The sequence below is a fragment of the Flavobacterium hibernum genome, from assembly GCF_000832125.1.
Lineage (GTDB): Bacteria > Bacteroidota > Bacteroidia > Flavobacteriales > Flavobacteriaceae > Flavobacterium > Flavobacterium hibernum.
The window spans coordinates 85,659-109,225 of record NZ_JPRK01000002.1; the positions used below are offsets into that span (position 1 = coordinate 85,659).

Annotated in this window: 13 protein-coding genes; 10 read left to right on the top strand and 3 right to left on the bottom strand. The window is 34.8% G+C overall.

Translation table 11 applies throughout. From position 1 onward, the window contains the following. The 4 genes from IW18_RS00440 to IW18_RS00455 all read left to right on the top strand — a co-directional run bounded on the left by IW18_RS00440 (window position 1) and on the right by IW18_RS00455 (window position 8,034). Complete coding sequence (locus IW18_RS00440; protein WP_052480022.1) at window positions 1–1,191, top strand: peptide-N-glycosidase F-related protein; 1,191 nt, start codon at window positions 1–3, stop codon at window positions 1,189–1,191. Window positions 1,192–1,819: 628 nt separating this feature from the next. Beyond that, window positions 1,820–2,833 (top strand): LacI family DNA-binding transcriptional regulator, encoded by a 1,014-nt coding sequence (locus IW18_RS00445; RefSeq protein WP_041515618.1) that lies wholly within the window; start codon window positions 1,820–1,822, stop codon window positions 2,831–2,833. Between the two features lie 266 nt (window positions 2,834–3,099). Then, complete coding sequence (locus tag IW18_RS00450; RefSeq protein WP_041515619.1) at window positions 3,100–6,438, top strand: SusC/RagA family TonB-linked outer membrane protein; 3,339 nt, start codon at window positions 3,100–3,102, stop codon at window positions 6,436–6,438. A gap of 30 nt (window positions 6,439–6,468) precedes the next feature. Beyond that, window positions 6,469–8,034, top strand: a complete 1,566-nt coding sequence (locus tag IW18_RS00455; protein WP_041515620.1) for a SusD/RagB family nutrient-binding outer membrane lipoprotein — start codon at window positions 6,469–6,471, stop codon at window positions 8,032–8,034. Window positions 8,035–8,582: 548 nt separating this feature from the next. On the opposite strand, the gene IW18_RS00460 is transcribed toward IW18_RS00455, so the two are convergent. From IW18_RS00460 to IW18_RS00470, 3 genes are all read right to left on the bottom strand, one after another. Further along, window positions 8,583–9,551, bottom strand: a complete 969-nt coding sequence (locus tag IW18_RS00460; RefSeq protein WP_041515621.1) for a M20/M25/M40 family metallo-hydrolase — start codon at window positions 9,549–9,551, stop codon at window positions 8,583–8,585. A 95-nt stretch (window positions 9,552–9,646) separates the two neighbouring features. Then, complete coding sequence (locus tag IW18_RS00465) at window positions 9,647–10,978, bottom strand: alpha-L-fucosidase (RefSeq protein WP_041515622.1); 1,332 nt, start codon at window positions 10,976–10,978, stop codon at window positions 9,647–9,649. A 330-nt stretch (window positions 10,979–11,308) separates the two neighbouring features. Continuing rightward, window positions 11,309–12,982, bottom strand: a complete 1,674-nt coding sequence (locus tag IW18_RS00470; RefSeq protein WP_041515623.1) for a GLPGLI family protein — start codon at window positions 12,980–12,982, stop codon at window positions 11,309–11,311. 442 nt (window positions 12,983–13,424) lie between these two features. On the opposite strand from IW18_RS00470, the gene IW18_RS00475 reads away from it, so the two are divergent. The 6 genes from IW18_RS00475 (at window position 13,425) to IW18_RS00500 (ending at window position 23,538) form a co-directional block, all read left to right on the top strand. Next, window positions 13,425–14,165 carry a GntR family transcriptional regulator gene (locus tag IW18_RS00475; protein WP_041515880.1) on the top strand — a complete coding sequence of 247 codons (741 nt, stop codon included), beginning with the start codon at window positions 13,425–13,427 and terminating at the stop codon, window positions 14,163–14,165. A 17-nt stretch (window positions 14,166–14,182) separates the two neighbouring features. Next, window positions 14,183–15,964: a class I mannose-6-phosphate isomerase gene (locus tag IW18_RS00480; protein ID WP_041515624.1), complete on the top strand. Its 1,782-nt coding sequence runs from the start codon at window positions 14,183–14,185 to the stop codon at window positions 15,962–15,964. A gap of 365 nt (window positions 15,965–16,329) precedes the next feature. Continuing rightward, entirely contained in the window at window positions 16,330–17,760 is a 1,431-nt protein-coding gene (locus tag IW18_RS00485; RefSeq protein ID WP_084607878.1) for a sugar porter family MFS transporter, read from the top strand. Window positions 17,761–18,052: 292 nt separating this feature from the next. Next, window positions 18,053–19,567, top strand: a complete 1,515-nt coding sequence (locus tag IW18_RS00490; RefSeq protein ID WP_041515625.1) for a sulfatase family protein — start codon at window positions 18,053–18,055, stop codon at window positions 19,565–19,567. Window positions 19,568–19,583: 16 nt separating this feature from the next. After that, window positions 19,584–21,965 carry a GH92 family glycosyl hydrolase gene (locus tag IW18_RS00495; protein WP_041515626.1) on the top strand — a complete coding sequence of 794 codons (2,382 nt, stop codon included), beginning with the start codon at window positions 19,584–19,586 and terminating at the stop codon, window positions 21,963–21,965. A gap of 280 nt (window positions 21,966–22,245) precedes the next feature. Continuing rightward, the gene (locus IW18_RS00500) at window positions 22,246–23,538 is read left to right on the top strand and encodes a GH36-type glycosyl hydrolase domain-containing protein (protein ID WP_041515627.1); all 1,293 of its coding nucleotides are present in this window, start codon (window positions 22,246–22,248) and stop codon (window positions 23,536–23,538) included. Window positions 23,539–23,567 lie beyond the last annotated feature (29 nt).

Sequence of the window (23,567 nt, forward strand, 5' to 3'; positions counted from 1 at the left end):
ATGAGAAAAGTAATTTTTGCAATACTGTTGAATACGTTACTGTTTAGTAATCACATTACGGCGCAAAAAGTTGAAATCTTTAATCAGGTTAGAGTGCAGCACGACGAAAAATGCAAAGATTTTTCGACAGATGTTAATGGGAATATTTTTTACGGCGGTGGGCAATACGTTTTTAAAAAAGTAACGCTTCCAAAACAAAAAATAAATACAAAATATGAAATTAATGTAAGCGTAGTTTCAGGCGGAGATCGCTACGACAGAGCAGGATCTATTTTTGTACTTCCGGTAGATAAAAACAATTCGTTAGAAGATGTTGTAAAGGGAAAAAAGTTTGCTTCGAACGAATTTACAAAAATAAAATCGATAGTTCCAGAAGGTAATTTTGCGCCAACAGTTGAGCTAATGCGCTTTATGACCACTTTTGGAATTGGTTTTTTTAGCAATGATTCCTTGCAACGTAAACCAGTTTATATTCCGTATTGGGAAAAAGAAGTGAGATGGAAAGAAGATATTTCGCAATTTTCTACCGTTTTGCAAGGCGAAGTTTGGATAGGAGTTCATATTGGCAATTATACCAAAGGCGGACATATTGTTAATGCAACAATCAATTTGACTCCGAGCGAGTTGAGCTGCGATCTTCCAAAAAACAAAATTATCGTTCCTATTTTAAACACAGAACCTTTTGGAACCAATCAAGGAAACGATGAGTTATTTGCTTATAAAGATTTTCAAGTAGAATTCAATTTACCAAATGGAGCAAAAAATCCAAAATTATATTACATCACAACTGGACACGGCGGTCATGGCGAAGGGGATGAGTTTGTTAAAAAACAGAATATCGTTAAAGTAGATGGTAAAAAAGTAATTGATTTTATTCCGTGGAGAGATGATTGCGCGAGCTTTCGCCGATTTAATCCGGGTACGGGAGTTTGGCTGAAGAAAAGAAAAGCACCTTATATTCAGGATGATAAAGGAACTTATGCCGTAAAAGAAATTGAAGAACCAATAGCAAGTAGCGATTTAAGTAGATCAAATTGGTGTCCGGGAAGTAACGTTCCGCCAATGATAGTTCCTTTAGAATTGAATGAAGGAAAACACACAGCAATTTTTAGTATTCCCGAAGCACAAAAAAATGCAAACGGAACTTCAAATCACTGGATGGTAAGCGCATATATCGTTTACGAACTTTAGAAAAAAGAAGGTTTGAAAAGCAAAATGAAAGCGATTGGAGATGAAGGTGTCAATTTGATGTGTTTTTTAGAAAATTAGTAAGGATAATTAATGCATAATACGAATTAAAGGAGCTATTTAGGTTAAAATTTTGTAGGATTTAAGTATCTGTAAAAATCAAATATCAAAAAAAGCTTACAACTTAAAAATGAGGACAAAAATTAAAGAAAATACGATCAGAATTTAACAGTGAATTGATCTTAAAATAGAAGAAAAAATTAGAATTGATTTTCGAAAGGAATTTTGAAACGGAAGAAAATGGCAATTTGTTTAATTTATTGAGGTTAACATATATTTATGTTAAAAAATTTACAATTTTACTTAATTTTTGCCGCTTTTTTTTAAGATTTTAATTTTTTTAAAATATATGTAAAATTTAATGATTTGTCAGAAAATTAATATTCAATTTAAAAGTTGTATTTGTTTTATTTATAGGCTATTGGCGCTAAAATTTTGAATAATACTTTTAAAATGTTAAAATGGATAATTTGATATAAAAAAAATACTAAAACGTTTTTGTAAATCGTTTTATTAAATATATATTTGCTTATAACGAATTAACTTAGAATTAAGATAAACTTAACGTTTCATGAGTAAAAAGATCACTATTAAAGATATCGCCAAAGCTGCAAATGTATCTGTCACCACAGTTTCGTTTGTTCTTAACGACAAAGGCGAGAAGATGGGGATAAGCAAAGAAGTGATTAAGAAAGTCTTTAAAGTTACTGAGGAAATGAAGTTCAGACTCAATATGATCGCCAGCAGTTTGAGAACTGGAAAAACAAGATCTATTGGACTTATTGTAGAGGATATTTCGAATCAGTTTTTTTCTGATTTGGCAAGAGTAATAGAAAGAGAAGCGATAGACTTAAATTATAGAGTTTTTTATTGCAGTACAGGCGGAAATGATGAGCGAGCAGTAGAGTTGGTTAATAGTTTATTGCAGGCAAATGTAGATGGTTTTATTATCACGCCAACCAAGAATATGAAAGCAACTATCGATCGTTTGATGGAGCTTCAATGTCCGGTTGTTTTGCTCGATAGATATTTTGAAGAGCAAAATGTGAGCCACGTAGTGTTGGATAATTTTGAAGGTGCAAAAACAGCCACAAATTATCTTTTGGAAAAAGGATTTAAAAAAATTGCTTTTGTAACCAATTCGTCAGAATTGATTCAGATGGATCTTAGAAAGCAAGGATATATAAGTGCACTAAAAGAAGTGAATTTATACGACGAATCTAAAATTCTTGATATTGAGTATCATATTAGTGAAGACGAAAGAATAGAAAAGATCTCTGACTTTTTGAATAATACAACCGAGATTGATGCGGTTTTGTTTGGAGCAAATTATTTGCTGCTTGCAGGGTTGCAATCTTTTAGAAAATTGGGATTAAAAATTCCAACAGATAAAGCAGTTATAAGTTTTGATGATCACGATAGTTTTAGATTGCATTCGCCTTCTATCACAGTTTTATCTCAGCCAATCGAAGAAATGGGAAAAAAAACAGTTCGTTTATTAATGAAACATATGAATGAAGGAAACAATTCTGAAATTGAGAAAGAAAAGAAAAAAGGAAGTCTAACTATAAGGGAATCGGTGTAGTAATTGTATTCCTTTTTTTTAAAGCAACGCACTAAAACGTTGTAGTTGATCAGAAAACAAAGCAAGTGAAATATAGACCAATTATTAAACAAAAAAAATGTGCTTATGATGTAAAGAAGTAAAGATGTGTTAAACAAGAAACTTAATTATTATTAAATTCTTTCGAAGAGAATAGTAATAAACAATTAAAGGTTTTAGTGCTCATTTTTAGGAAATCAGAACCCTTAATTAAATAAATTAAAAACCAAACCAAACCAATATTAATTATGAGAAAACTGTTATACGAATCACTATTAGTCTTTCTAATGGTAATGTGCTTCCAAGGGGCGAAAGCACAAGACAAAACAATCTCCGGAGTAATTACAGACAATGCAAATCTACCTGTGCCTATGGCAATAGTTAGAGAAAAAGGAACAAAACAAGAAACATCTACCGATGAAAATGGAGTGTTTAAAATTTCGGTAAAAGAAGGAGCAACTCTTATTGTAAGTTCGATAGGGTTCAAAACAACAGAATTAAAAGCTGTTGATGGTATGAAAGCGAGATTAGCAAGTGCTACAAATGAACTTGATGGAGTTACAGTTACCGCTTTAGGTCAAACAAAAAAGAACAAATCAATTGGATATGCTACAAGTATAATCAAAGCAGATGCGATAACAAAAACGGCTTCGCCAACAATCGCAAACTCTTTGTATGGTAAAGCGCCAGGTGTACGTATTAGTTCTACACCAGGTGGAGCAGGAGCAATCAATATTCAAATTCGTGGTATAAACTCTATTACAGGTAGAAATCAGCCACTTATCATTTTAGATGGTGTGCCTATTCGTGACGGAGAGGTTAACAACAATGATTACTGGAACCAACAACGTGTTAAAAATAATGGTTTAGCAGATATTAACCCTGAAGATATCGAGAACATTTCGATTCTTAAAGGAGCTTCTGCTGCTGCATTATACGGTTCTGAGGCTGTAAACGGGGTTGTATTAATTACATCTAAATCTGGTAAAGGAAAAAAAGGGTTAGGTATTGATTTTAGTACTAGTTATTCTGGGAATCAAATTGCATACATGCCAAGATTTCAATATGAAAGAGGTTCAGGATGGACAAATGCAAATTATTCTACAGGATTTTTAGCACCAGACGGTTTTGCTCATTACGATACTAATGGTGATGGTGTTGCTGATACAAGAGGAGTTTCAGCTAGTAGTAATAACTTTGGTCCTTGGTTTGATGGAAAACCAGTTATGAGTTGGGATGGAGTTATACGTCCATATTCTGCTCAAAGAGATGGATACAAAAACATGTTCCAACAAGCTTGGGATGCAACAACAAACTTTGCACTTACAAATAGTACTGAAAACAGTAATATACGTTTTTCTTATACACATATCGAATCTGAAGGATTGAGTATGGGGAACAACAACAAAAAGAACAATTTTAACGTAAATGCATCTTTCAAAACAGGAAAGCTGAAAACAGATGTTGTGGTAAGCTATTTGAACCAAAACGTACGTAACCGTACATTTGCAATGGATCGTTTGGTTAACAACTTTACAGGTATGCTTGGACCATTTGATAATGGTGATTGGTATAAAGCTAAATACAAAACGAGTTTAGGATACAAATACGTTACTGGTCAAGGTACTCAAAGTTTAACGCCAAACGAGAATATTTATCGTAATGGTTTTAAAGCAGATATTGCAGATTATTTCTGGAATACAAATGCAAAACAACAAGACGAAGTTACAAATCGTTTAATTGCAAGTGTTGCTGAAACGCTTACAATTACAAATGATTTATCTTTACGTGGTCGAGTTTCTACTGATTTAACTGCTGTAAACACAGAAAGTAAAAATCCTGTAGAAATTCCTTTAGTGTACCAATTTGGAGGAAATGGAGATACTTCAGGATCTTTTATGATGGAAGGTCAGGACTACAATATTCTTTATGGTGATTTATTATTGACTTACAATAAAAAAATTAACGAAGATTTTGGTGTAAATGCGCTTCTTGGTTACCAAGGTACGCAAGAAACAGGTAGTTTTTTATCTCGTTCTACAAATGGTGGTTTAAGTGTTGAAGGGTGGTATGATATGAATTCATCTATCGGTTTAGCGACTAGTACTTCTACAAGATATAAAACAGTGAAAGATGCCGTTTATGGTACTTTAAGCGGAAGCTTTAGAAACTATTTATTCATTGAAGGAACAATCAGAAAAGACCGTACATCTACAATGAACCCAAATAGTAATAGCTTTACTTATCCTTCTGTAAATACAAGTTTTGTATTATCAGATGCAGTTAAATTGCCAGAGTTTATTAATTATGCAAAATTGCGTGGTTCTTGGGGTAAAGTGGGTAACTATCCAGATCGTTACAGAGCAAACGTAGCATTTATTCAAACTACTTTAGGAACTCAAGGAACTGCAAATCCAGTTTTAATTACAAACTCTCAGGATTCATACGGAAACGAAGGAATTAAGCCTGAAATGAAAACAGAGTATGAGCTAGGTTTTGAAACTAAATTCTTCGACAGAAGATTAGGTTTAGATTTTTCATACTACAATGCAGATGTTAAAGATCAAATTCTTGATTTGAGTTTAGCACCAACAACAGGAGCAAGTAAAATATTAGCAAACGTAGGTGAGCTTAATAATAAAGGTTTTGAGATTGCTTTGACTGCTTCTCCTTTTAGAACAGAAAATTTCTCTTGGGATCTTACTTTAAACTGGGCAAAAAACACCAATAAAATTGTAAAATTAGCCAACGGTTCATCTGAGTTATTACATGCTGATTATGATGGATCTGCAGCTCAATTAAAATCAGTTGTAGGTGATGCAATGGGAGGTCTTTATGCACACCCTGTTAAAACAGATGCTAATGGGAAAGATATGGTTGACTCTGATGGATTCTTAATGATCGATGGAGACAAATGGGTTAAATACGGAAGCGCTACACCAAAAGGTGTGGGAGGTTTATTAAACACATTTACGTATAAAAATTTCACATTAGATGTAAATATCGACTATTCTTACGGAGGTTATTTAATGCCTACAGGTGTTAACTGGATGATATCAAGAGGTTTAACTGAAGAATCATTGAAGTATAGTACAAATGAGCGTGGTGGTTTAACGTACTATATGGATAGTAATGGTAAAGGAGTTCAGGTTCCTAATAGTGCAACAGCAGGACCAGGCGGGCAAGTTTTGTATCGTGATGGTATGTTGATGAATGGAGTTACCGCTGATGGTGCAACAAACACAAATGTGATCTCTCAGGCAGGTTATTACAACATGACTTACAACTGGGGAGGACCACAATACAGTAGTTCACGTTATGAATTGTATATCCAAAAGAATGACTATGTTAAATTAAGAGAGGTATCTCTAGCGTTTAATGTGCCAGCATCTTATGCTAAAAAAATAGGAGCAACTAAATTAAGTTTTTCTTTCTTCGGGCGTAATTTATTTTACATCTACAGAACACTTAAAGATATGGATGCTGAAGCAACAACTGCTGGTTCAAGATGGGATAAAAACGTAAACAATGCAGGATTGACTCCGTCAACAAGAAGTTATGGAGTAATGTTGAGAGCATCTTTCTAATTGGATAATTTATAATTAAAAAAATACAACATGAGAAAATTATTATATATATCACTAGTATCTGCGTCAGTTCTTTTGAACTCTTGTTCAAAGGACGATTTTGCAGAAGCATACAGAGATCCGTCTACAGTAACTTCGACAACTGTGCCTAAACAATTTGCCGGGTTCATGAAAATCAACTTCGAGGATGTAATCCCATCCTACTGGAATTACTTTACAGTAATTAGAACAACTTCTCTTACTTTTACTCAAGCTCACGGTTTTGTTAATTCGTCAGGGCGTTATGTTACAGGAGCGACTATAAACGACAGATGGGTTAGGTATTACAAATTCGTTACTCAATTTAGAGAATTAGAAAAAGTGTACGCTACTTTATCTCCAGCAGATCAGGCAGCAAACAAAATCTATATGATTACTGCAACGATTTACTTGTACGATCATACCTCAAAAATGATTGATAACGTAGGAGATATTCCGTTTTCTGAGGCAGGAAAAATTAGTATGACTGGTGGAGATTATTCAAAAGCAGCAGCTAAGTACGATAATCAAACAGAGCTTTACATTAAGATGTTAGATGAGTTGAAAGCTTATTCAACAGAATTGAATTCAGTTACTTTAACTGCTGGAGTAGAAACAGTATTTAAAAATCAAGATTTAATTAATAAAGGAAATCTTGTAAGCTGGAAAATCTATTGTAATTCTTTGCGTTTAAAGTTATTAAACAGAGTTTCTGCAGTTCCTGCTCTTACAGCAAGAGCAAATTCTGAAATGGCTGAAATTATTGCTGAAGGAAAAATCGTTGACGAAAGTGCTGAAAATATTGCATTTAGAGTATATACTCAAGATGTAGATTTAGATACTGCAGGATTTTTTGACGCTTTAGAGTCAGGAAATAACAACATTGCTCCAAAACCAATGATTGATCACATGAACACCAATAGTGATCCTCGTGAAGCCTGGTTGTTTCAGAAGGGAGCAAGTGCAACAGCTTACGTAGGACTGGATCCAACGTTAGCATCAGGAGCTCAGGATCAATTAATTGCTGATACTAAAATTGCACTTTACAATATGTCAGTAATCAGTAAAAACAAATGGTTACCAGGTACATTAATAAATGCTCCGGAGGTAAACTTGATTCTTGCAGAGTACTATACTAGAAATGGTAATGGAGCTTTGGCAAAAACATACTTCGAGAAAGCCATCAGACAATCTATTGAGTATTATGTAAGATTAGGTGATAAAGCGGATGTTTTAACTTGGAAACCAACTGCAGAACCTACAGTTGCTGAAGTAAATGCTTACATCACTAAAATTAATTTTGCAGGAGCTACAACAGCAGCAGATCAATTGAAGTTAATTGCTTTTCAAAAGTACATTCACTACAACATCATGCAAGCTGATGAATCTTGGGCTGAGCAAAGAAGGTTAAAACTTCCAGCGTTCACTTTCATTGATGATGAAACTAGTACGATTAGAAAAACTCCTCCAACTCGTTTCACATACCCAAATTCTGAAAGAGTTTATAATACAGATAATTACAATACAGTTAAGGATAAAGATAACTTAAGTACCAAAATTTTCTGGGACGTAAAATAATTTCATTTTAAATGTTTTGTTAGTAATTGGTAGACCCCGGATTCAGGATATTTCTTGAATCTGGGGTTTTTCAATTTAGAGATGTTTTTTTTATAAAAAGATTCATTCTGTCATTGGGTGTAATTAAATATTACGTGTCAGGCTGAGCGATCCCGAGGTTTCGGGAGAAGCATGCGTTCCGATTGGAGCGCCTTCGACTTCGCTCAGGTTGACAAACAATACTTCTTTTTTTATTATTTTAATCCTTTGTGTCAGGCTGAGCGGAGTCGAAGCCCGCGTTCCAGTTGGAACTCCTTTCTGCCGAAGCCTTGGGATTACTCATTTTGACAAACGATACTTTCTATTTTTATTATTTTAATCCTTTATGTCAGGCTGAGCGATCCCGAGGCTTCGGGAGAAGCCCTTTTAAGTTTATAAAACCAAACAAAAAAATCGGCGAACTAGCAGTTAATTACACTGTAGTTCGCCGATTTTTATTTAATGAGACTTTGTCTTTAGTTTATGTAAATCATGTTGTAAAGAAGCTATACAAAGGATTTTAAAGCATTTTAATTCTGTTTAATAAAAGTTAAAGGCTGTTCGTAGTTTGCAATAGCAACCAAAGCATTATAAATGTATTTAGAAACCAAAGCACCGCCTTCGCTGTTAATTAAAGCCGTATCATCTTCGGGAGTGTGATATTGCGGATGTCCGCCCGTATGCAAACCAATTGCCGAAATATCATTTTTATAAAAAGTAACATGATCAGAACCGCCCACATCACCCGCAAAAACAACCGGATTAAGTCCGCTGCCTTCACCTAATTTTTTCATTAATTCGACTCCGTCAGGAAAAGTTCCTGCGCCACCCATATAAAGTTCTTTTTTATCATTTAATCGTCCAACCATATCCATATTAATCATCACTTTTACAGCGTTTTTATCGACTGGTAAATGATTAACAAAGTATTTAGAGCCCAATAAACCTTCTTCTTCGGCACTGAACGAAATAAAAATAATACTTCTTTTAGGAGCAATTTTATTATGATGAAGTTCTTCTAATATCGACAAAAGAGCCGACACACCAGAAGCATTATCATCGGCTCCATTGTGAATTGCAATAGTATCTTTTTTCTTGCTGCCGGAACCTTTTCCGCCCCATCCCCAATGATCGTAATGTGCGCCAATAACGATAAATTCTTTCTTTAAATTTTCATCAGAACCCTCAAGATATCCAACAACATTTTGTGTAGATACACTATCAGATTTCATTTTATTAATTTCAGGTTTTATAAAAATTTTAAAAGGCTGATAGTAACTATCACTGAATTTTTTTAGTCCAAATTTTTTAAAATATTTTTTGATGTAAGCCGCAGCTTCATTATTGCCTTTTGTTCCTGCAAGACGACCTTCCAGTTTATCCGAAGCTAGATAAGTGTCGTGCTTAAGGAATTTCTCAGCAGAAATTGTAGTTTGTGCAGTTCCTTTTTCGGTCGCTATTAACGCAACCGCAGAAAAGAGAATAACTTTTTTTAACATGTTTGTAATAATTAATTTTAAAGTATATGTTGTATACGAGTCGTCATGATAGACCTAACAGGTTTTTAAAACCTGTTAGGTCTTGATAAATAAATCTATTGTATCTGCATTTCGATTATCGTATCAATTGTATCGATTTTTGCGCCATTCAAATACACAAATGTTCCCTCAGGTTGTTGTTTGAATTTCAGTTCTTTTTTGCCGTCTAGCAAATAGCATTTTTTAATTTTTTGCTTCATTTCAGGAATAAAAATATAATCAGACTCGTTTGGCGTCTTGATAATGTGCGCAAACAAAGTTTTTCCTTTAGCAGTAAATACACCCCAATCTTGAGGTTTCATTACATTGCCTCTCGTTCCGTAAATTGTATTTCCGTTTTTATCCATCCAAACACCAATTTCTTTCAGCGTTTCAACAAATTCCGGCTGAATAGTTCCATCGGCCATTGGACCCACATTCAAAAGGAAATTGGCATTTAAACTTGCCGCATTAATTAAGTAATGAATTAAATCTTTGGTCGATTTGTATTTTCGGTCATTGATATTAAAACCCCAGGAATTGTTCATAGTTTCGCAAGTCTCCAAAGGCAATTGCGAAATAGATTGTCCGCCAAATCCTGTAGAATTTCCGCCAGGTAAATCTTTCTCAAAAGCCTGAAAATCTTCTCCCTGAATAGGTGTAAGATGATGATTGTTTGAAATTAGACAATTAGGCTGCAAAGAATGAATCAATTTGTAAATATCATCATAATGCCAGTTTACTTTAGATTGTAATGTTTTATCAGTATCATTATCCAATTGATCCCAGTGACCATCAAACCAAATACCACTAATTTCTCCATAATTCGTCAATAATTCAGTTAATTGACCTTTCATAAAATGAATATAGCTTTCCCAATCACTTTTTTGAGTTCTGCCAGTTCCTTTACCCGTTTTACCCGTTTCATATTGATAATCAGATCTTGTCCAGTCTAAAAGCGAATAATAGCAAAATAATTTAATGCCTTCTTTATGACATTCTTCAGCCAACTCTTTCAATAAATCTCTTTTAAAATGCGTATTGGTAATTTTCCAATCAGACAATTTAGTGTCAAAATTGCTAAAACCATCGTGATGACGCGTCGTAAAAGTAATGTATTTCATTCCTGCACTTTTTGCAATGCTAACCCATTTTTTAGCATCAAAATCCTGCGGGTTAAAAACATTAATCAATCTTCCGTACTCCGTTACTTTAATGTTTTGGTTGTTCATAATCCATTCGCCGTTACCCAAAACGCTGTAAGGCCCAAAATGAATAAACATACCAAATTTATCATCCTGAAATTCCTTTCTGTTTTTTAGATTTCCTTCGGTAGGAGTGTAAGTTTGAGCCATTATTGCTGTTAGACTCATCGAGAAAAACAGCAGACAAAGTGTGATTTTTTTCATGTTTTTTTGAAGTTTTGTGGTTTGATAGTAAAGCTTTAGATATTAAAAAATTAGAATTAACTCGTTGAATATAATGCGTAAAAAAAATAAACACATAGAAACATAGATTTTATGTTTAGAAAAGGAGACAAAAAGAAATACATTTCTTGTACATAGATAACTATGTGTATTTTAAATAAGTGAAACGCCTTTTTAAGCTTCCAAAAGCTATGTTTCTATGTGTTTAAAAATTACGTCCAACGAGTTAATTTTAGTTTTTTTTTTCAAACTTAAATATAGAAAGACTTCCTTTTAATCAATAAGTCGATATTATCCATATTTAATTATCAATTACCTTTCACCAATCAAAAATCCCGAAACATTCCATGCGCTGCTGCTCGTTCCTTCCGGTTTTCCCATTGGGATAGAAACACGAATAGTATGTTTTCCAGGTGCAAGACTTCCTAAATCAATCAAATTAGGATTGGTAGTTGTTCCCGGACACCAATTAGAACGGCTTAAATCTGACGATGATAAACCGTTGCCAAAATTACCCGAAGCAGGATTGCTCAATCGGTACGAACCACAATCAGTACGCCAAGGAGTAAATCCAAAAACTTCTTTGCCATCAATGAAAATAGTATTCCTTTTTTGCAAAAATTCATCGCCATTTTCCCATCCGCCATGACCAGTTGTGGTGTAACTCAATTTGAAATTTTTATAACCTTGCGGAACTTCAAACGACATTTCTAATCCTTTTTCATTATCAAACATTGTGGCATAATCTTGTCCCGCCATTTCCATAACATTCAAAGTATTGAAAAGAGGTAAAATAAAATCGCCTTTCTTATTATTGTCTTCACCTTCGTGAATCGAAATATTCAAACTCGCTTTGTGTCCACCCGCATCATAATTACCAATAAACATCCCAATGTAAACCTCCTGATTGCTCAATTTTGGCTGTAAAAGCGAAATATCCTGACGGTAAAAAACACTATCCTGCCAAACCTTATTTTTAAGTTGTAAGTAATTAAAATGTTTGACACCAAAAGGCGTAAAAAAGCGCATCAATTCTAGCAAAGGAGTATATTCATTAGTTGCCACAACACCCTGGTATTTTTTACCATCGCCGTTTTCATAAACCGGCAAAGTTTTAACACCAGATTTTAATCCGTCCAGAAAAGAACTTTTTTTATCCATCGGAATCATAAAAACAGATCCCGTTCTGTCGTAAGCATCGCCATTAGATTGCTGAGTTACATCAACAAAAATGGCGCTTCCGTTTTTAATTACAGGAAATTTTACTTTTCGAACAATAATAGTTCCGCTTGCAAAACGCAGAATACTGTCGTTTGATTTAGAATCAGATGAAAAGTTAATTTGTTCTTTATTAAAAACAGGAATGTTCGTAAAACGGCTTTTCCATAATAAATCTTTATAAGTTAACTGATCTACAGATTGTACGTCAGGAATTTTTAAAACTGAAGGAATCGTTTTTAGAATTTCAATTTTGGATGCTGTTACAATAGAATTACCGTTTCGATTCGTTTCCAGAACCAAGCCTAAATCCTGTCCAAGAACACTTGGTCCACCTTTTAACCCTAATTCGTTCGTATACCAAATTTCTATTTTATTTGAGTTTACAGATGTAGTTGCTTTTTTGCAGGTATAATTCAGAATTTTTTTAGTTTCAGTACTAAACTCAAATTTTTGCTTTCCTAAAGCTTCATTATCCAAACCCAAAATAGATTTATTGGCTTTAAGCTGTGCCCATTGTAAAATGGTTTTCGTATTAAAATCTACAAAAGTCTGCTCGAAAGGCAAATCTGCTTTTTGCTGCGTAATTTTATCAGATGTTGTTAAACTCAAATCCTTAGAGGTAAATAAAAGCAAAGGATCTTGGTTTTCGCTAATTTTTCCATTGTAACTTCTTTGGTAAGTAACTTTAATTGCTTTGGCTGTTTTTTGAGCAAAAGACATTGTGAAGCTGCAAAAGACAAAGAATACAAATAGTTTTTTTTTCATGTTTTGGTTTTGTTTGATTTATCGGTGCTTTTGGTTTAATCCAAAAGAAACAGAAAGGGTTAGTTTTGAAAAAATAAATAAAACATAAGTCAATTTACTAAATCGATTTAATAAAAATTGCAAGACCAAAATGAAAACAGGAATAAAACTGCGATTTCATCGTATGGTGAATTTATAAAATAGAGAAGTAAAATGAACTTATAGTCTTTTTTGTAAAAAGCTAAGATAGAAATTTTTAAGTTCTAATAGGAACATACTAACTTTTTTTAGTTGAAAAAAATAGCCTTTTTTAATTTATTCGTTGATAATCAGTGAATTTGTTATATCGTTTTAGTAAGAATTAATTTTAACTAAAATTGTTTAGTAATCAATTAGTTACATTTTTTATGAAATAATTTTGTTCGTAACAAAAAACTATTACATTTGTCATATGTATGAACATATGAACAAAATACCGTTATTAGATCACGACAGCAAAATTCCGCTTCATAAACAAGTAGAAGAATTACTTCGCGAGTTGATCAAACATCCCGATTTTAAGGATGGAGAATTGTTTCCAAAAGAAGTGGATTTGGCGAAACGTTGGGGAATATCTCGTAACACACTTCGTCAGGCCATTGCCATTTTAGTAAACGAAAAATTACTAGTTAGAAAGAAAGGTTCCGGAACACGAGTGTCTCAAAATAGAATCAGTACCAACCTAAACAACTGGATGAGTTTTACTCACGAGATGGAGGATATGGGATTGGAGTTTAAAAATCTTTCGTTGAATGTAGAAATGGTCAAAGCCAGCACTAAAGTTGCTAAATATCTGCAAATAAATGAAGGAGACGAAGTCTTGCTTTTGCAACGCACCAGAAGTATCGATGACAGCCCAATGGTTTATTTCGAATCCTATTTTCATCCGCGAATTGGACTTTCTGTCGAGGAGAATTTTGAGGCACCGTTATACGAGATATTAGGCAATAAATACAACGTAGTTCCTGTGTATTCGCAAGAAGAATTAAAAGCCATTGCGGCCAATAAACGTATTGCAGGGCTATTAAAAATCGAGAAAAACCAGCCTGTTCTGGAAAGAAGAAGAGCTGTTCTTGACACTGCAAGAAAACCAATAGAATACAACATTTGTTATTACCGAAACGACTGGTTTACGTATACCATCGAAATCAAACGTACGGTTTAAAAACACACGAGTTATAAATGGAAAAATCAATTCAGTCTAAAAGAAAAACCACACAACCTTTATTACCTCTTACCGCAGTTGTGAAAGAAAATGGAGCATACAATGTTTTTCCATCTTTTCACACCAACTCCAATGTTTTGGTTGGATTTGAAACTTTGGCCAATCAAATAGCAACACAAAAGATTGTGGTTATTGATGGATTTGGTGGTGTGCTTTGGGAAAATTTTAGACAGCATTTAAATTCGGCTTTGATCGAAAAAAAGAAAAATGTGCTTTGGTACAATATTGATTCCTGCTTAAAATCAAGCGAAGAAATCAATAAAATGATTGAGCCAAACCTTAATGGAGACGATCCTGTTTTTGGAAAAAAATATTTGGGAGAACTTTCTGATTTCTTCGAAGCCGAAAATTTAAAACAATTAAAAGCAGACACGAGTGCTGATATTTGTATCGTATACGGAACTGGAGCTTCATTATCAAATTGGGAAGGGCAATTGCTTTATGTTGATGTTCCTAAAAATGAAATCCAATATCGAATGCGAGCCGGTGCTGTAAAAAATATGGGTAATAGCGAAACTTTGGTCTATTCGCAGATATACAAAAGATTGTATTTTATAGAGTGGCCAGTTTTAAATATTCATAAAGAACGTTTACTGCCTAAAATAGATTTTATTATTGACGAACAACGTATTGATGAAATTACCTGGATGAAAGGAAATGATTTTAGAAATTCATTGAATCTAATGTTAGAAAGTCCATTTCGTGCACGTCCGTGGTTTGAAGCCGGAATTTGGGGTGGCGATTGGATGAAAAATAATATCACCGATTTGAATCAGGACGAAGTAAACTATGCGTGGTCTTTTGAATTAATTACTCCCGAAAACGGAATTGTACTAGAAGGAAATAATAATCTACTAGAAGTTTCTTTTGACTTTCTATTATTTCAGGATAATAAAAAAGTACTGGGAAAAGCGGCTGATCGTTTTGGGAATTATTTTCCAATTCGTTTCGATTATCTGGATACTTTCGATGGCGGAAATCTTTCCGTACAATGTCATCCACGTCCGGAATATATTAAAGAAAATTTTGGAGAAGCATTTACGCAGGATGAAACCTATTATATTTTGGATTGCGAAGAAGATGCCGAAGTGTATTTGGGTTTTCAGGACGATATTAATCCAGATGAATTTAAACAAGCTTTAATCGAATCTCAGGAAAAGGCAGAAGAAATTGATATTGTAAAATATGTGCAAAAATTCAAGGCAAAAAAACACGATTTATACCTAATTCCAAACGGAACCATTCATGCTTCGGGCAAGAATAATATGGTATTAGAAATTAGCAGTACCCCTTATATTTTTACATTTAAAATGTACGATTGGGTTCGTCCTGGTTTAGACGGAAAACCGCGCCCAATCAATGTAGAACATGGATTTAAAAACGTTTATTTTGATCGAAAAGGCAAAAGAATTGAAAGAGAGTTTATTTCGAAACCTAGCATAACCAAAGAATTTTCAAACGGCAGAAAAGTAAGTTTACCCACTCACGAAGAGCATTTTTACGCCGTTGACCGCTACGAATTTACGGGAGAAATAGAGATCGAAACTCTTGGACAATGTCATATTTGTATGCTTGTCGAAGGTGATATTGGAGAAGTAAGCGCAGGAAAAAACAATCAAAAATTTAAATATGCCGAAACTTTTGTTATTCCGGCAAATGTTCCAAAATACAAAATCAATCATTTAGGCAGTAAAAAAGCCTTTTTAGTGATTTCGTATGTAAAAGACAATTGGTGTTAGAACTATAGGACAACTAATAAATGAACCACCATTTAGCCTTTTTCTAGTAAAACCAGAGGAATGCGATTAACTATAAATTAAAATCTTGGATGTATTTAAATTAAACATATAGAGACATAGATTTTGCATGTACAAGAAGGTGACAAAAAGAAATATATTTCTTTCACATAATTGGATTTGTGAATTGTCACCCTGAGCGAAGTCGAAGGGCGTTCCAATTGGCACGTGGGCTTCGACTTCGCTCAGCCAGACAGCGCGTTCGTCTGACAAATGGTTATCAAAAAACTATGTTTCCATGTGTTAAAAATTTATTTATTGAATTAAGCAGTCAACATCAACTATAACTACTATCTAACCAAAAACGAATGAAAACCAAAAGAACCAATTATTTCATATCACTCATAACGCTAATAGCAGCATTAGGCGGTTTTTTGTTTGGGTTTGATATGGCCGTTGTGAGCGGTATTATCGAACCATTAAAAATACAATATAACTTATCATCGGCACAGGAAGGATTATTTGTTTCCTGCGCTTTATTAGGTTGTATTGTAGGCGTAGCTTTTTCGGGTTATTTGAGCGATAAAATTGGAAGAAAAAAAGTATTATTCATTTCTGCCATATTGTTTCTAATAAGTGCAATAGGTTTTGCATTTTCAGAAGTGTATTCAACATTAATTTTATTTCGGGTACTTGCCGGAATGGGAGTAGGAGTTGCTTCAAATGTTTCACCACTTTATATTTCCGAAGTGGCGCCTTCGCACAAACGCGGACAGTTGGTTGTATTTTATCAGCTTGCCATAACCGTTGGTGTTTTGGCAGCATATATCAGTAATTTTTTTCTTCAAAAATATGCAATAACACATTCCGCAACAGGCCAGGGTTTGCTTCATTGGTTGTTTATTGAAAATGTTTGGCGCGGAATGTTTATTGTTGGCGTAATTCCGGCGGGAGCATTTTGTTTGTTATTGCTAATAGTTCCTGAAAGTCCGCGCTGGTTGGTACAATTTGGACTCGATGAAGAAGCTTTTAAGATACTCAATAAAATAAATGGAAGCGAAAAAGCCCAAATAGAGCTGCACTCTATTAAGGAAATGACCAGTCAAAAAACTGGAGGATATAAAGAATTACTTCGTTCGCCTTTGCGTAAATTGTTGGTTTTGGCAATGGTACTTACCGCTTTATCACAATTTAGCGGTATTAACGGAGTTATTTTTTACGGGCCAACAATTTTAAAATCGGCAGGGATTGTAACCAGCGATGCATTGTTTTATCAGGTAATATTGGGTCTGGCGAATGTGCTTTTTACATTTGTAGCCATTTTTAAAGTAGACACTTGGGGGCGAAGACCTTTGTATTTAGTAGGTTCGTTGTGTGCCGCTTTTGCATTGGCTCTAACAGGTTTTTGTTTTATGATGAATATTACAGGCTGGTATATGCTGTTTTGTATCATCTTATTTCTGTTGTTTTTTGCCTTCTCCCTTGGACCATTAAAATTTGTAATCTCAACAGAAATTTTCCCAACACATATTAGAGGAACAGCATTGTCAATATGCATTATGACGATGTGGGTTGCCGACTGGATTGTCAATTTGCTATTTCCTATAATGAGAGATGGATTGGGTATTGCAGCAACATTTTTTGTTTTTTCATTCTTCTGTATACTTTCATTCGTCTATGCAAAAAAGAAACTTTTTGAAACCAAAGGAAAAAGCCTCGAAGAAATTGAGAAGTCATGGAACTTAGGCTTAAACGAAGATATAAAAGAAGAAACACTTAAAGCAATTGAGAAAGCATAAATTGTATTCATAAAAATCTTTAGCGTCCAGCTTTAGTTTGATGTAAACTAAAATAGAATAAAAAGAAAGAAAATGTATAGCGTCCAGCTTTAGCTGGATGTAAGCAATAAAATTTAGATTAGTGGCTTTAGCCAAAAAGCATAAGTTCGGCTAAAGCCAAGATCTATAATCAATTTAACCCTGCAGTTAAAACTGGAGGCAATTTAAATGTATAGATGTTTAAACTGAATACATCCAAAAGATTAAGCCCATAATTGACTTTTTGCAACCTCATTTTATATTTTAAAATATTATGAAAAAGAACTTACTATTATTAATCCTTTTCGTTTTTAACCTTACAATTTGGGCGCAGCAAAAGCCCAATATCATTATAATTTATGCAGACGATTTAGGTTATGGCGATTTAAGTTGTTACGGCATGTCGAAAATTAGTACTCCAAATATTGATAAATTGGCAAAGCAAGGATTGCAATTTTCTAATGCACATTCGACTTCTGCAACTTGCACACCTTCAAGATACGGATTGCTTACGGGCAAATATCCGTGGAAACAAAACGGAACCGGAATAGCGCCTGGTGATGCTTCGTTAATTATCCCAACCAATAAAGCGACTCTTCCTTCGATGTTGCAAAAGGCGGGTTATACCACAGCTGTAATTGGCAAATGGCATCTGGGATTGGGTACGAATGGTATTGATTGGAATACTGAAATTAAACCCGGACCAAAAGAAGTTGGATTCGATTATTCGTTTATAATGCCTGCTACTTTAGATAGAGTTCCATGCGTTTATGTAGAAAACGGAAGAGTATTAAACCTTGACCCCAAAGATCCAATAACTGTAAGTTACAAAGAGAAAGTAGGTAATGACCCAACGGGTAAAGAAAACCCTGAACAATTGCGAATGAAACCTTATCCGGGGCAAGGACATAATGAAACAATCGTAGACAGCATTAGCCGAATTGGATATATGAGCGGTGGTCATAGCGCATACTGGAAAGATGCTGATATAGCAGGCGATATTACCAAAAAAGCCATTAGTTTCATGTCGAAAAATACTTCAAATCCATTTTTCCTGTATTTCGCAACAGGCGATATACATGTACCTCGTTATCCGCATAGTATGTTTCGAGGCAAAAGCGGAATGGGACTTAGAGGTGATGCAATTTTACAGTTGGATTGGACAGTAGGCGAAATAGTAAAAGCATTAGACAGTCTGAAACTTACTCAAAATACTCTGATAATTTTTAGCAGTGATAACGGGCCTGTGGTAAATGATGGTTATATGGATAAAGCGGTTGAAATGTTGGGCAATCATAAACCAGCAGGAGCATTACGCGGAGGAAAATACAGTTCTTTTGAAGCAGGAACTACAGTTCCATTCATCGTAAAATGGCTAAAAAATATACAGCCCAACAAAAAGACAGACGTATTACTAAGTCATATAGATCTATTTTCATCTTTAGCAAAACTTACAGCACAACCATTGCAAAATGACGATGCTCCGGATAGTTTCGATATGCTGGCACAACTAACAGGAAAATCAAATAAAGATCGATCTTATTTGATCGAGCAAGGTAGTTCATTGTCTATCATTCAAGGAAAGTGGAAATATATCGAATCCTCAAAAGGACCTCGTATTGATCTGGATGTAAATATTGAATTAGGCAACAATCCTTTACCTCAGTTGTATGATTTAAGTAAAGATAAAGGAGAAAAAAATAACCTCGCCTCTCAACATCCAGATGTTGTAACAAATCTTTCGGCTTTGCTTAAATCCAGTAAAGAAGTTTTAATTACAAGGCAATAAAAATAAGCGAATAAATATGAAAACAATTTCAAAGACAATACTACAGTTTGCCATGATTATTTTGCTTTTTTCCTGTTCAAAGAAAAAAGATGATTTTAATGCAACTGCTTGGGTCGATCCGCAAATAGGTTCAGTACACGGACGTTGGTTTTTTTATACGCCTGCATCTTTGCCTTTTGGAATGGCAAAATTGGCCCCGCATACCAATGCCTACGGAAGTGGCGGAAGCTGGGCGCCTTGCGGTTACGACGATCGACATAACTCGATTGAGGGTTTTGGACATTTTCATGAATTTCAAATTGGCGGATTAGTGGCAATGCCCGTAACAGGAAAATTGCAAACTACTCCCGGAACTTTAGAAAAACCAGAAACCGGCTATAGATCAACATTTGATAAAAAAGACGAACACGCAGAACCTGGATATTACTCCGTTTTCTTAAAAGAATATGGAATAAAAGCAGAGCTGACAGCTACAGAAAGAGTAGGTTTTCATCGTTATACCTTTCCGGAATCTACAGCATCGAGAATTATTTTTGATATTGGACATCGTCAAGGCGAAAGCAGTGGCGTTACCGAAGCCACGATGAAACTTTCCGGAAAAAATACTTTAGAAGGAACAATCGAAACATTTCCGGAATATTTAAAATTCTGTGATCCGGAAAAGCGAGTGAAAATGTATTTTGCAATTCAGCTAAATAAAACGCCACAATCCTACGGTTCATTTGTAGAAAACAAAACCTTTAACGGTCAGGCAGAAACTAAAGGAATTGGAAACGGAATGTACATCAATTTCGCCACCAAAAAAGGAGAAGTTGTCGAAATGCAAGTGGGACTTTCGTACACAAGTATCGAAAATGCAAAATTGAATTTAAAAGCCGAAGCGACAGGACAAACTTTTGATGCCGTAAAAGCAACAGCTCATGAAAAATGGAATGAAAAGTTAGGAAGAATTAAAGTAGAAACTAAAGATAGTATCAATAAAGTAAAATTCTACACAGGTTTATATCACGCTCTCTTAGGACGCGGATTAGCAAGTGATGCCAACGGAAGTTATCCGAGACATGACGGTAAAATTGGAAAAATTCCGCTTGACGGAAATGGAAAACCAAAATACAATCATTACAATACAGACGGAATTTGGGGCGGATTCTGGAATTTAGGGCAACTTTGGGCATTGGCCTATCCGGATTATTTGAGCGAATACCTGCAATCTAATATTGATTTTGCAAAAGAAACAGGTTGGTTACACGACGGAATTGCAGCCGGAGCACATGCTAATGGTGTACAAACAAACTGTTTTGGTTTGATGATTGCGGCAGCTTACAATAGCGGTATTCGAGATTTTGATGTAGAAGAAGCTTATAAAATTGCCTATAAAAACGAAACAGGTTACAGCAAACGTCCGTTTGGTTCCGGAAAATACGACTTGGCTTATTTTGTAAAAGATGGATATATTCCGGCAAAAGATACCACACTTGCAAATGGCTGGGTATTTAATTTTGGCGCATCGCATACTTTAGAATTTTCCTATACTTCTTACGGAGTTTCTCAATTTGCAAAAGCTTTAGGCAAGACCGAAGATTATAAAAAACTAACGAAGCAAGCCGGAAACTGGAAGAACATTTTTGATCCCGAAACCAAATTCATTCGTCCGAGATATGAAAACGGAAAATTCATTGAGAATTTTAATCCAATGCAGGCTTGGAGAGGATTTCAAGAAGCAAATGCCTATCAATATACATGGTATGTACCGCAAGATCCTGCCGGATTAATTAAAATTTTAGGTTTAGAGTTATTCAATAAACGTTTAGAAACCACATTCAACGAAAGTCAAAAATCGACTTTTGGCGGTGGAAACGGAATTGATAGTTTCTCAGGATTAGAAATGCTTTACAATCACGGAAATCAGCCTTGTTTGCACCATTCATTTCTATTTAACTATTCGGGGAAACCCTGGCTTACGCAAAAATGGTCGCGTGCCATTTGCGAAGAATTCTATGGAGCAGAACCGCTTCACGGTTACGGATTTGGACAAGACGAAGATCAAGGACAATTAGGAGCTTGGTTTGTAATGGCCTCAATAGGATTGTTTGATGTGCAGGGACATGCCGTAATGAATCCTACTTTTCAATTCGGGAGTCCTTTATTTGATAAAGTAACCATCAAACTCGACCCAAAGTATTACAAAGGGGAAGAACTGGTAATCGAGACCAAAAATAATTCGAAGAAAAACAAGTATATACAATCAGCATCTTTCAACGGAGAAAAAATTGAAAATGCATGGATTGATCGCAAAAAACTAACAGACGGCGGAACCTTATTTTTTGAAATGGGAGCACAACCAAATATTAAATGGGGAGTAAAAACACCACCGCCATCAATGAGTACAAGTGAATAAGTTTTTAAAACATTTTAATGGAGATTTTTTTTTAACACATAGAGACTTTTTTTTTGATAATCATTTGTCAGGCTGAGCGGAGTCGAAGCCCGCGTGCCAATTGGAACGCCCTTCGACTTCGCTCAGGGTGACAATTCACAAATCCAATTATGTAATAAATATGTATTTCTTTTTGTACTCATTATTTACAATCTCGATAGCTATCACACTATGTGGTTAACATCAACAACAACAAACCATGAACTAAAAACAACAAACAATAATTCCAATTTAAATAAACATGAAAAAAATACTTTCATCAGCAGCGGCACTTGCTTTTATACTGACGCTTACAGCACAACCAAAAACTCCGATTGACAAACAGTTATCTGAAAAAATCAAAAGTGATTCCTATATGCCTTTCGTTAAAAAGAAAGCTTTAGAAGTGATGAAAACCGGTGTAAATGCTGGCGACGGTTACCGTGAAGTTTGGATTAGAGATTACAATACCTTTATAGAATTAGCAGCACAAGTTTCTAAAAAAGAAGATATTAAAGAGAATCTTTTAGTGTTTTTTAGAATGCAGGGCGACGACGGAAACATCATCGACGGTTATACACCCAAAGAGCAAATTGGAGCGGGGGAAACAGATTTCTCATACTCGAAATTAGAACCAAGATACGCCGCTCATAAAAATACAGTTGAAACAGATCAGGAAACCTCATTGGTACAAGCCGTTTATAAATACATAAAACTAACAGGCGATAAATCGATCCTAACCGAAAAAGTTGGAGATAAAACCGTTGCAAAAAGATTAGAATGGGCAATGGATTTTTTAATGAAAAACCGCTACACAACAAAATATGGCTTAATTACAGGCGCAACAACAGCAGATTGGGGCGATGTACAGCCAGAAGATGGTTATGGAGTTGATCTTGACGGAAACACACATATGGCTTGCGATATTTATGATAATGCCATGTTTATTGTCGCGTTAAATAACTTGATGGAAATAATTCCATCAACAAAAACAAAATGGGAAAAAATTAAAGCAGACGTCACTAAAAATACCAGAACTTACCTTTGGGACACCAAAAAGCAAAAATACATTCCGCATTTGTATTTAAATGGTTCCCCTTTTCCAGCAGATTTCGACGAAAATAATATTTACTATTTTGGAGGAACAACTGTAGCAATGGAAGCTGGATTATTAAGCAAAGCCGAGGTAAAAGCGTCGCTTGACGAAATGGTAAAAAGAGTAAAAGAAGCAGGAGCACCCTCTATTGGTTTAACACTTTATCCGCCTTATCCAAACGGATTTTTTGCAAATAAAATTATGAATCCGGTTTACAGTTATCAAAATGGTGGCGACTGGACTTGGTTTGGCGCAAGAACAATACAACAATTAATTAAATACGGATATGTCGAAGAAGCTTACAGAGAAGTACAACCAATGCTAAAACGCGTAAAAGACAATAATGGTTTCTACGAATGGTATTCGATAAAAAATGAGCCAAGAGGATCAGGAACTTTTAGAGGGGAGGCAGGAGTTTTGTACACCGCAATTATTATGTTCGAAAATCTTACTAAATAAAAAATTCTACAGAAAGGTGAAGCAGATAA